This is a genomic window from Clostridium sp. (assembly GCF_022482905.1).
GTDB lineage: Bacteria > Bacillota > Clostridia > Clostridiales > Clostridiaceae > Clostridium_B.
The window spans coordinates 2,809,383-2,821,782 of record NZ_JAKVOI010000001.1; the positions used below are offsets into that span (position 1 = coordinate 2,809,383).

General features: G+C 32.0%; 11 protein-coding genes. 1 reads left to right on the forward strand and 10 read right to left on the reverse strand.

From position 1 onward, the window contains the following. Positions 1 to 92: 92 nt before the first annotated feature. The 6 genes from cphA to LKE46_RS13820 all read right to left on the reverse strand — a co-directional run bounded on the left by cphA (position 93) and on the right by LKE46_RS13820 (position 7,932). On the reverse strand, positions 93 to 2,723 hold the full coding sequence (gene cphA / locus LKE46_RS13795) for a cyanophycin synthetase (protein WP_291723470.1): 2,631 nt from the start codon (positions 2,721 to 2,723) through the stop codon (positions 93 to 95). 15 nt (positions 2,724 to 2,738) lie between these two features. Next, positions 2,739 to 3,587, reverse strand: coding sequence for a cyanophycinase (locus tag LKE46_RS13800; protein ID WP_434735197.1), 849 nt, complete (start codon positions 3,585 to 3,587; stop codon positions 2,739 to 2,741). A gap of 64 nt (positions 3,588 to 3,651) precedes the next feature. Next, positions 3,652 to 5,205: a DUF3794 and LysM peptidoglycan-binding domain-containing protein gene (locus LKE46_RS13805; protein ID WP_291723474.1), complete on the reverse strand. Its 1,554-nt coding sequence runs from the start codon at positions 5,203 to 5,205 to the stop codon at positions 3,652 to 3,654. Between the two features lie 253 nt (positions 5,206 to 5,458). Further along, complete coding sequence (locus tag LKE46_RS13810) at positions 5,459 to 5,695, reverse strand: Veg family protein (RefSeq protein WP_291723475.1); 237 nt, start codon at positions 5,693 to 5,695, stop codon at positions 5,459 to 5,461. Positions 5,696 to 5,897: 202 nt separating this feature from the next. Next, entirely contained in the window at positions 5,898 to 6,797 is a 900-nt protein-coding gene (yabG, locus tag LKE46_RS13815) for a sporulation peptidase YabG (RefSeq protein WP_291723476.1), read from the reverse strand. A gap of 127 nt (positions 6,798 to 6,924) precedes the next feature. After that, positions 6,925 to 7,932 (reverse strand): CotS family spore coat protein, encoded by a 1,008-nt coding sequence (locus tag LKE46_RS13820; RefSeq protein ID WP_291723478.1) that lies wholly within the window; start codon positions 7,930 to 7,932, stop codon positions 6,925 to 6,927. A 114-nt stretch (positions 7,933 to 8,046) separates the two neighbouring features. On the opposite strand from LKE46_RS13820, the gene LKE46_RS13825 reads away from it, so the two are divergent. Beyond that, complete coding sequence (locus LKE46_RS13825; RefSeq protein ID WP_291723482.1) at positions 8,047 to 9,174, forward strand: glycosyltransferase family 4 protein; 1,128 nt, start codon at positions 8,047 to 8,049, stop codon at positions 9,172 to 9,174. 62 nt (positions 9,175 to 9,236) lie between these two features. Here the strand turns inward: LKE46_RS13825 and LKE46_RS13830 are convergent, their stop codons facing one another. From LKE46_RS13830 to LKE46_RS13845, 4 genes are read right to left on the reverse strand one after another with little or no spacing between them, the layout of a single operon-like run. Then, complete coding sequence (locus LKE46_RS13830; RefSeq protein ID WP_291723485.1) at positions 9,237 to 10,262, reverse strand: CotS family spore coat protein; 1,026 nt, start codon at positions 10,260 to 10,262, stop codon at positions 9,237 to 9,239. A gap of 39 nt (positions 10,263 to 10,301) precedes the next feature. After that, complete coding sequence (locus LKE46_RS13835) at positions 10,302 to 11,048, reverse strand: spore coat protein (RefSeq protein WP_291723489.1); 747 nt, start codon at positions 11,046 to 11,048, stop codon at positions 10,302 to 10,304. 42 nt (positions 11,049 to 11,090) lie between these two features. Beyond that, positions 11,091 to 11,282 (reverse strand): hypothetical protein, encoded by a 192-nt coding sequence (locus LKE46_RS13840; protein WP_291723492.1) that lies wholly within the window; start codon positions 11,280 to 11,282, stop codon positions 11,091 to 11,093. Between the two features lie 23 nt (positions 11,283 to 11,305). After that, entirely contained in the window at positions 11,306 to 12,313 is a 1,008-nt protein-coding gene (locus LKE46_RS13845) for a CotS family spore coat protein (protein WP_291723494.1), read from the reverse strand. Positions 12,314 to 12,400 lie beyond the last annotated feature (87 nt).

Below are 12,400 nucleotides of genomic sequence, written 5' to 3' on the forward strand. Positions count from 1 at the left end.
TCTACTGCATCTGTTTATTCTACTACAAATTCACTTAAAACTCTATATTCACCTTTGTAATTCTGTAATTTGTACATAATATGTAGTTTTCATTATACCATGGCTTTTGAGGTTTCAACCTTTTTTACGTTTTGCTCGGCAATTTTTTTATCAATCACTTTTTGAAGAGGTTTTAGATTTTCAAAAAATATTATCATGACATCATTGCTCTTCAAACTGTCCAATGCTTCCTCAAATGCCATCTTTTCATCTAGTACAGTCCTCACTTTTTTTACATTAAACCCCGTTTTAAGTACACCTCTTTTTAAAATTGCAGCTACATCACCGAGTTTTCTTCCCCTTCTATCCTTATCTTCCTTAATGTATATATAATCAAAATTTTCTCCTGCTATCCTTCCTATTTCTTCAATACTTTTATCCGTCCTGTCTCCAGGAACTCCTATTATTCCAACAAGCCTTTCATGAGTTATATTTTTAATTCCCTTAATTACTGATTTATAGCCCTCTATATTGTGCCCATAATCCAAAATTACTTTTGCATTATTTAATTCATATATATTAAATCTTCCAGGATTTGAAATGGCATCACCATAAAAGGTTTTGAGTCCACTGCCTATATCTGCATAACTTATATTTAGTGCCAGAGCTGCTGCACATGATGCCATGGCATTCTCCACATTATACATAAGCTTTCCACCAATGGATATCTTTATATCAGAAACTTTTACTATTGGCACAACAGTATCTTCTCTTTCAAAGTACATAACTCCATCATATATATATATTCCAGGGGCACCTTTATTTATATTGTTTCTAAGCATAGTATTATATTTATCTCTTGAAAACATTATTATCCTTGCTTTAATTCTATTCAATATGCTCATACTCACAAGATCATCTGCATTCAATACTACATATCCGTCATCCTTTACGGCTTCTCCCACAAGAGATTTGACAAAAGCTAAGTCCTCCATTGTCTCTATTCCATCTATGCCAAGATGATCCTCTGTTATATTTGTTATAACTCCAACATCAGCTTTATCATAGGCAAGACCTTTCTTTATTATTCCACCCCTTGCAGTTTCCAGTACGGCTGCTTCAACTTCATGATTATTCAACACAGCCTTTGCACTATAATATCCGGTAGTATCTCCAGTATATATACATTTACCACCTATATAAATTCCTCCCGTGGTAGTCATACCTACTCTATATCCTGCTACACCCAATATATGAGATAGAAGTCTAGTAGTTGTGGTCTTTCCGTTAGTACCTGTAATGGACACAATAGGTATTGTAATCGGAGAATTTTTAAACAATTCATCTACTATGGCTTTAGAAACATTTCTAGCTTTCCCTTTACTTGGATACTGATGCATTCTTATACCTGGTGCAGCATTTATTTCCAGTATTGCGCCATCCTTCAATGCAGATTTTCCTATATCCTTGCAGCACAAATCTATCCCACAGATATCCAGACCTATTGCTTGGGCTGCCCTTTCACAGATATCTATGTTTTCACTGCATATCATATCCGTGCAGTCAGAAGCCTTGCCTCCCGTGGATAAGTTGGAATTTTCTCTTAAAATTAGTTTTTCACCTTTTTTTAGAATACTGTTTAAATCATAGTTCTTTTTACCTATATATGTTTTCAGTTCCTCATCAATTTTTATCTTCGTAAGCGGCTTTTCATGACCATAACCTCTCATGACATCCATATTTACATTTTCTATAAGTTTTCTTATACTGCTTGCTCCATCGCCAATAACGTATGGAGCTATCCTCTTGGAAACAGCGACAACCTTGCCATTTACAATGCAGATTCTATAATCTTTTCCCGATATATTCTTTTCTATAATTATGTCGCTGAAGTTATCACATAATAATTTATATGCTTCCATAGCTTCTTCTTTATTTTTCAAATTTGGAAACACACCCCTGCCCTGATTTCCTCTTCTAGGTTTCAACACCACCGGATACCCTATTTGTTCTGCCTTTTCAATAAGATCATCCATGTTTTTTACTGAATCCCCATCAGCTACAGGTAGGCATTGATTCCTCAATATTTCTTTTGTCAGAAGTTTGTCACAAGCTATATCAACGGCTACAGCCTTTGTATTAGAAGATATGGTAGCCTCTATAATTTTGCTGTATTTCCCGTAGCCCAATTGAAATACACTGTTGTCGCCTATTCGGGTTACAGGTATTTTCCTTCTCTTAGCTTCCTGAATTATAGAAGCTGTACTCGGACCTATCTCCTCTTCCCTCAATATATCCTTTAATGCACTGATTGACTTCTCAAAATCATATTCTGTATGATTTATGAAGGAATTTATAATGTCCACTGCTGTTCGGGCAGATTGAACTCCAGTATTTTTGTAAATATACTGGAATACTATATAGTATTTGTCTCCTTGTGTTTCTCTTGATTTGCCGTAACACACATCAATTCCTAACATGTTCTGAATTGCGATTATGATATGCTCACATACATGGGCAAGATATGTACCTTCATGTAGTCTTTTCACAAATCCATGTTCTTTATCTATGCCGCATCTATGTTCATTCAATTCCGGTATTGTTTTAAGCAGATTATCATTAAAGTTTTTTATATCCTTTGTAGGAACTTCACTGTACCCTTCCAGATCCACACACATCTTAATGCATTTTTTATGGGAGTATATATTTCTTCCTTCAAAAACTTTAATATCATCTATTTTCATATTGGTTAAATCCTCCTAATCACTGTATGGCAATTTACTTATTATATTAAACTTGTTCCCATTTTTAAGGACATGTAATTTTACATCAAAAATTGACAGTACTTCTTCAGGATACTGCTCCGACACATTGGTGCAGCTTATATTTGATCCATCAATTATATATACTGCTCCAGACCCTATAACTTTAAATTCGCCATTATCCTTAACAACAATAGCAGTATCTTCATCTATTCCTATTCCAAGGCTTTCCGGGTTTTCAGCAATTCCGACAAGCAGTCTTCCTATTCTTCCCCTTTGTGCAAAGTGCTGATCTATTATAACTCCTTTTATAAATCCAAGGCCCGGTGCCATTTTCAGCGTACATTTTTTAGGTGCCTCATCATCGGGCCCCGTAACTATCATTGTATCACTCATAACAGAAGCGCCTGCAGACGTACCCACAAATATACATCCATTCTTGTACAGATCCTTTATCTTTGAATATAATGGTGTTCCTCCTATAAGACTTGTTATTCTCAGTTGATCTCCTCCTGTAAAAAATATGAGTGCGGCATTTTCAATTTTATCTATATTTTCTTTGTAATAAGCACTTGTTCTCTTTTCTATATTTAATATTCTTATATTTTTTATTCCAAGTTCCTTGAATACGGTATTATATTCGCTTCCAAGTTCTTCAGGTATTTCAGAAGCTATAGTTGCAACAACCAATATATCTTCTTCCTTATCCAGCTTGCTGCATACTTCCTTCAATATATGTTTGTCACCCCGCTTGTCTTCCGCTCCTCCTATTATTATTAAATTTCCCTCTAGTCTTTCTTCCAAAATGACGCATCCTTTCCTATAGATATCTAGTATTTTTACCATTTTTTTAATAATTATTCGTATAAAAAAACTTCAGTATTATAATTACTGAAGTTTAAGCGAATACTTAAATTATAGCCCTGCCCGGTATAAGAAGTTTATCTCCTATTTTTATATTGTCAGGATCTTCTATCTCATTTAATTTGACCAGATCCTCTATAGTACTGGAATACCTTTTGGATATCTTCCAGAGAGTATCACCGTTTTGAACAACATATATGGTAAGACTTGCCTTCTTTTCTGGTATTTCTTCTTCAAGATTGTCTGCATCTACAAGGAACTCCTTATGTGTAATATAGTTAACTCTTGCATAAACTTCTATTATAGCCTTGATGGCTATGGTATTTACCTCTATACCGGCATCCATGCTTTCAACTGAAGCCTTTGCTATACACTGCATGTCAATTTTGCTCCCAGGTATGTCTACGGAACAAGTAAAGGGTATTTCTTCATCTGCCTTGCTTATCGAGCCACCTGAAACTCCATAGAGGACCTTTACATTCAGCACACCTTCTACAACCACCTTGTCTTCAACTATTTTTTTATCTGTAATACATACATCTCCATGACACATAAATATATTCTGGAGTTTTTCATCATCCTTCAATTCTATATTGGACTTGACCATATTCTGGATTGTATTCTGACCATGAATAACATTCAGTTCGTAATCCTCTTTGTCTATTTTCATAAGCGAACGAGGTGAATAGACATCCTCTATTATATCCATGTCCTCCTTATACATAACTTTTGTATTTGATTTGGCAAGTACTTCTATTTGAACTATCCTATCTTCTCCAAGATCATCCTCTCTTACAGTATACTCCATACCATCCAGCGTAAAATCAGTGAAACTGTCCATGGACGGCGACGCACCCTTCAATTCTACTTCCTTGTTTACGAGCACATCATCCTCCACAATTACTATATCTTTGGTATCCTTGCCTCTATAGAGTACTTTGATTAATATATATGCTTCTATTTGAACCTTGTCTTCAAGTACATTTATATCTTTTTTATGAATTACTGCGTCAACCTTTAATATATTCCCTATCTGAGGTTTGTCAGAGGCTATCTGAAGTTCCGTTTTAGCTATCAGGTTACTTGAAACCGTACCTACTATCTTGTCTAAAGTAGTTGGATTCTTCAACATCTGTATGTCATCCTGACCACCTATATCTTTTACAACCTCAAAATCATAATTTTTATATACCTCGCCCTTTAGTTTTATAATTCCTTCTATTTGAATTTTTCTTTCATTAGCTATCATACAATTCATATGTTCAATATAGCACTCCGAATCGCAGCTCATTGTATGTTGAACTCCGGGAATTTCTACATAATTTGAAAAATCTCCTGTATAATTTACGCTGTATATTCCTTTTCCATCATCCTCTTGTGCCAGATACAATATATTATAATCAATTTTCCCTTCCAGAAATATTTTATCCTGCATTACCTCTTCATTTGTTATAACAGGTTTTGCATCCAATATTAAAATATCTGAAACATCTGGATGGGTATCGGGTATTACATATTCCGCTTTTATTATGGTATCACAGAAATTTTCAGCAAGAAGTTGTTCACATTCTATATTTTCTTTAATTAAATCCATACTCATGTCATTACCCCCCTCATAAAATCTACTTATTTAATTTATATAATAAAAAAATCACTAATATGCATAAAAAATAATTTGTTTAGGTAGAATTTATTTATAAATTGAGATATAATTGAAATAGACAATTTATTATAATATAAATTACCCCATCCAAAAGGACGGGGGGTAAGTTTAGATAAATCTATAATATCCTGATTGTGTATTAACTGTTGTGTAGATATGAATGTTGGGATAGATTGACAAAATTTATTCTCTATGCCGAAAATACCAGTTGAACTGTCTTTGTTAAAACATCTGAATAGCTGTACGTCACTTTTCTTTGAGTCTCATTTTCCAATCTAATTACAAAAATGCTAGGATAAGCTTTTTCTATTATACCTTCATTCACAAAGATCTTTCTTCTGCCACCGTTTGCTTTCAATGTAACTTTATCGCCTACGTGGTCTTCAATATTCTTTCTTATCGAAACCAAAACATTTGGTTTTGCCATATTAAACACCTTCTCTCCACGTTTATATTATATACCCAGACGGGTATATTGTCAAGTAAACTTTATATTTTACAGTTAAAAAATTATTTTGTCAATATTAATTTTTTGTTAACACGAGCAAAGTAACACGATTAAAGTAATTTTTTATAAAAATTTCTTGTAATCACTCATATATACAATATTATTTACAATCCCAATAATTTTATACATAAGGTGATTTAGGAAACCCTTCTCTATATTTCCCTCTCGTTTGAAGTCCTCCTATTCCATTTGTCCTGGTTATTGTATTTTCTAGGGCTTCCTGTATAGAAACAACTCTTTCTATATTTGTATAGGCTATTTTCTCACATAAAAATACAGGATCAAGGCAATGAATCAAAACTCTACTCGGAGAACTTGCAAAGTTCGCACCTGAATCCAGAATCTTCTCATAACATGACTGGCACGCTCCGGCAAATATAACAAGATCATCATAGTTGGGTTCATAATTTCTAAGTTCCCGAACTGCTTCCACAAAATACCTTGAATTTTTGTAATTGCTTATATCAGTGTAGTCAGTACAATCTTTGACAATAGAGTCATGACCCGTTATAACCACTATATCAGGTTTTATATTCCTTACAAGTTCCACAACCTTCCCCGGCTGTTCTTTTTCAGATATATTCCTGCCAACAACATCAAGCATAAGCTGTTTATACACTTTAAGACATACATCCAGATATTCTACATCCCCATCTATGTGAAGTATTCTGCCAGGCCTTCCAAAAGCGAGTTCATTCTTCGAACCACCCTCTGAAAATTTTCTGCATTTGTATTCCTGTATTGGCCCTCCCCTGAATCCTCCTCCTCTAAATCCCTCCCCCCTGTTTATTAAAATATTTCTAATGGAATCATTTATCTTCTTTGTAAATACCTTTTCTGTATCAGTCAGTGAATTTTCTGAAACCACTTCAAGATCATCTTCTCCAGCATCAGCTATTATTCTTAAATTCATCCCTTTTAACGTATAAATATTCCCTTCTTTTGCTTCTTCAACTCCTATTATTCTAAAAGTTATATCTTTCCCATAAGACTTTCTTACAACCATATCTCCTATTTTCATGCTTTCATCTCCGCACAAATAGTCATAATATATATACTATGAAATTAATCTATTTAAGTGAATAAATTAAGAGTTCTATTTTGGCTGCGAACCGCAATGGAACTCTTTTATATTCAAGCTGTTATTTTCATATCTCTTTTAAATTGTATAATTTCTTAAATTCATCAATAAATTCAACATATTTGTCCTTTTCAGAAATCAGCTGTTCTAGTTTGTTACTGAACGTATTTACCGGCCAGTTAACTTCATTATAATAATATCTGTTGGCAAGTCTCCATACTCTCTGAGGAAACAATAAAAATGCAAATAGTACTGTATATTCTTCTTCTTTAAGTTCACTGACTTCATTGTAAGAATCTATTATAAGTTTTGCATAATCAATATTCCAGTTAACTCTCTTTAAAACTTTAATCATAAAAGTTGAAATATCATATACTCTTATTTCCCGCTTGCAATAATCGAAATCTATTACATTTACATTGTCATTATCATCAATTATGATATTGTGGTATGTGAAATCGTGATGACAGAAACTCATCTCCTGTTCAGTTAATTCACATAATTCATTATACTTCGAGTCTTTAAGTACTTTTATGGCCCGTTTTCCAAAATCTTTATAGAATTCCACCTCCTTTATATAATTCATATCAAACTTGCCCTTATTATTTTTCTTCCTGCTCATATCACGCATTTTATCAAGGGACCTAACTCTCTTCTCCATAAGATGATGCCATCTTCCCAGATCGGTTTTAAGTTTGCTATTTTCAGGAGGCTGATATCCTTTAGAAGATTCATGCAAATTTGCAAGACATTTCGATGCATTTTTAATATCAATGTCATCTTTAAAGTCGCATTCCCTTCCAGGAATCCATTCCGACAAGGTATATATATCCTCATTGACAAGTGCATATGGATTACCATTTATATTAACGGAATACTTATCCACTCTCGGAAATCCATTTTTAATAAGATGCTCCTTAGCACCATAAACAAACAAAAGTTTTTGAGTACCGTAATTTATCTTTTTTAAACACTTCAAACCCTTATTGGTTTTTAAAAAATATACACCTCTATTAGGCTTTATAGATTCAATCTTAACATCAAATTGCCTCTCTATTTCAAATTCTCGCATCATGTTTAATCACCTCTATATATTTATATGAATACATGTATTTATTTAGAAGAACATTAACATTTTTACCTGTATTCTAATATAATAAAATATACTAAGTTTATGGGGAATTTTATCATGAGAATAGGAATTGATGGACGTGCTGCTAAATGGTATAGAGGTACAGGTATAGGTACTTATACTTATCAGCTAATAAATTGTCTCAATAAAATAGACAGAATAAACAACTATACTCTTTTTATGCCACAAGATTGCAAATTTGAAATGACTTTAAGAAGAAATTTTCAACTTAATGATACTAAAGATAATAGAAAAGATAATTTCTGGGATGATATAAATACCCCAAATATTCTAGAAGATGAAAAAATTCAACTTTATCATATTCCCCAAAATGGAATCGGGCTTCCATCTAAAAAAAACTGCAAGTTTATTATAACTCTTCATGATGTTATTCCATATCGCATGCCGGAAACCGTAAGCGACAGGTATTTAAAATTATTTTCAGAATATATTCCTAAAATAATACCGAAATGCGATGGAATAATTACTGTATCAAACTTTTCAAAGTCGGATATAATAAAAGCATTTGATTTTCCAGAAGATAAAATATATGTAACTCCCCTTGCCAGCGAGGATATATACAGGCCTCTTGACAAGCGCATAAGCAGATATATAGCCAAAAAATATTATTCTATAGAGGGTGACTTCATACTTTATGTGGGCGGATTCAGTCCGCGAAAAAATATAATAGGTACTATAAAAAGCTTCAAAAGATTTATTTCTTTATATAAAAAGCCCATAAATCTTGTTATTGTGGGAAACAAGGGTAAATCATACGCACTATATAAAAAGTGTACTGAAAAGTTGAATATACAGGATAGAGTCATGTTCCCGGGTTTTATATCTATAAATCATCTTCCTTATATATATAATGCATCAAAATTATTCTTATATCCTTCCTTTTATGAAGGTTTTGGCCTGCCTACTATAGAAGCTATGGCCTGCGGCACTCCAGTAATAACTTCCAACAGAACATCTATGCCAGAGGTAGTCGGAAAAGGTGCCCTATTAATAGATCCTGAAAATGATGTTGATTTATGCAACGCAATGTTAAACGTATTATCTGATAAAAAACTTTATGAAAATTTATCAAGATCCGGATTGTATAGGTCTTCCCAATTTAGCTGGAAAAAAACAGCAGAACGTACTTTAAATATTTATGATAAAATAATAAATGAAAGATAACTTGAATATAAAAAAGTTTGTGCTGATTAAAAATACACAAACTTTTTATATTAAGTAGATCATTAAATGCTACACATTTCCTTTTGAAAATCTTTTAAAAATTCCTGTCTATCTTTTTTATAGGATGCTTTTTTCCTCATCCTATCAAGAAATACACTTTCATCCCATTCTTTGCGTCTTGCATAATAATCCCTTGAAATAGTATAAAAATCATATGGAAAAGTTAGCATAGCACCTAAAACTTTAATTTCTCTACTACTCAAACTGTTGGTTTTGCAATAATTTTTAACTATCAATTTGGCCTTGTCTATATCAAAGGCAAAATTTTTGATTACCTTATTTATAAAGTTACACAAATCATGTACCTTGATATCAATCATGGCATAGTCAAAATCTATAAAATAGGCTTCGCCGCTGTTTATCAATATATTGTGATATGCCAAATCATTGTGGCATACAGCTATCTTATCGTCTTCGCTGCATAATTTATAATAGCCTGCACCCTCCAGCATGTCTATGCTCTTTTTTATTTCATCTATATAATAATCAGCATCTTTTATGAATATCTCATCGAATGTATTTTTATTTTCATGGATATTCACTATATTTTTGAAAAACTCCATTTCTTCAATTCTTCTTTTAAATGTATCGATAGTCTTTCCCGTATTATATTTACTTCGCAAATCAGTCTTGAATCCCTCGGAAGCTCTATGAAGTTCCCCAAGTGACTTTGATGCAGCAGTCAAATCTATAGGATTATTAAAGTTACATTCGATACCGTCTACCACATCCATTATACAATACATATCTCCATTCCATATAGTATAAATGTCTCCCTGCCTGTTTTTTACAAAGTTTACAATTCTATTGAATTTGATTCTTATATAATTTAAAACATCATATATAAAATCTAATTCCTCTAAAGTATATTCAATCTTCTTTAAAATCTTTTCACCTTTATCCGTAGATATCATATAAACATTCCTAACCGGAACCACGTCATATACTTTCAAGTCAAATCTTTTAAAGAGTTCCACACATAAGTCATAATCCGTAAGACACTTTTTATCAGAATATCTATCTGCCAACAATAAATACCTCCCTTAATATTAATAGAAACTAAAAATCTACTTAGATATAATCTTTTTTAGTTCATCAATATACACTTTTTCAGGTAAAGAGTTTATTCTGTATCTGTATTTATTACAGCATTTCATAAATTCATATGGATAATTAAGTATAGATAACATAAATTCTAGACTGTCCTTGTCCAAATGTGATATATTGCAATAGTTTGATATAACATCATAAGTATCAATATCTACCGATTTTCGTCTCAGCCTTTTCAACAGACCTACTGCATCCATTTCAACCATATTGTAACAGCATCCATCCAAATTAATTACTTCTATAGTATCCTGTACCATTCTTAAATTATTGAAAGATATATTTTTAAGACAAACTTCATTTCTGCTCATGCTTCTCTTTAAAAGACACAAATAATTATTTTCGTATATATTCTCTATACATTTTTTAGCTTTCTCCAGATAACCTTTACCAACTTCACCAACTATCCTTTTAAACTCACTTTTATCATATGAAATTTTTATTTCCTCCAGATCTCTTTTAAGCCATTTTATATACATTTTATATTGTTCTATAGTCCTGCCAAGATTGTTATTTAACCTTTTATTCATGTAACCTGTATAACCTAAAGTTCTATTGTGAAATTCATTTATTACTTTCAACTGATTGTATATTCTAACAGCATCTATATCCTTGGTTCTAATTTGATAGCTGAAGCTACTAATTTTGATTATCCTTTTGGCTTCCAGATATTTATAAAAGCATGAATCAAGATCAAAATAATACACTTATAAATCACCTCATTCTATAACCATAAATACATCAATATTTTAATGATGTTTTTTTATCTTTCTTAATATCTTCCTTCTTTTTCTCTCAAGTTCTGCCTCCTGCTTTTTTCTCCTTTTTATTTTTTCCAGCTGCTTTACAGTTTTCTTTAAACTGGTAACTCTATTTTCATAATATCCTAAATCTTTGTTTTCTATTTGATCTCTATCTTCAGATTTTCTTTTATGTGACATATGATATCTCTCCTTTCACCACTTTAATTGTATTTTTGTATTCTAAATTTTTCTATAAACTCCTGTCTTTCTCCCTCATCTTCAAATATTTTTTTCAATTTTTTGATAAATGTCTCTTCATCCCATCTCTGTTTCTCCCAGTAATACTGTATGCCAATCTGCCAGTATTCCTGGGGAAATTCCATAAGTGCCGCCATAATGGGAATATCATCCTGAGTTATCCTATTTACCGAATTATAAGAATCCAATATAAGCAGTGCATTATTCATTTTCCATTTTCCATGCTTCATTTTTCTTATTAATAAACTTGCCAGATCATGAAGATGAGTATCCAGTATGCAATAATCAAAATCTATAATATTCATATTGCCATCAGGACTTATAAGTACATTATGATTCGCATAGTCATGATGGCAGAAACCATTCTTTCTAACTTCAGCCTTCATCTTTTCCATGTAGTTGCTTTTTAGTAAATTATCTATGGAATATCTGCACTTTTCAATTTGTTCAGGTACTTTACTGAAATAAAGCTTGTCAAATTCTGATTTGTTATCCTTATTTAAAATTCTTTTTTTGAAATCCATTATTTCATTTTCTCTTGTATTGAATGTCTCTATCCACTTGAACCAGTAAACTCTCGGGTTCATTTTTCTTGTAAGTTTGAATCCAAAACTCTTTTTATGAAGTTCTGCAAGCTTGAGAGCCGCCATAGATACATCCTCATCATTATCATAATCTGCCTTTCTAGAGTTAATCCATGGTGTCAAATAGGCAAAGCTGTTTTCAACTTTTATATAACTCTTTTTAAATTTTGTATGAATTATTTTAGGTATATTTTTAAATCCACTTTTCTGCAGATGTTTTATGGCTAAAATAATGAACAGGAAATGCCCAAAATCATAATTTATTACCTTCAGGCAAAAACATCTTGAACCATTATCAATCTTATAGACATTTTTTATTTTTTCAATATATTCAACATGGATATCATAATTATCTTCAACACATTCGCGTACAGCAAAAATATCCACTTTTTTTCCTCCAGAATCACTATATTTGTAGTATATGAATGAGTATTTGTGTATGTGATAAATCTTAAAATTCACCTTTTTATGTAC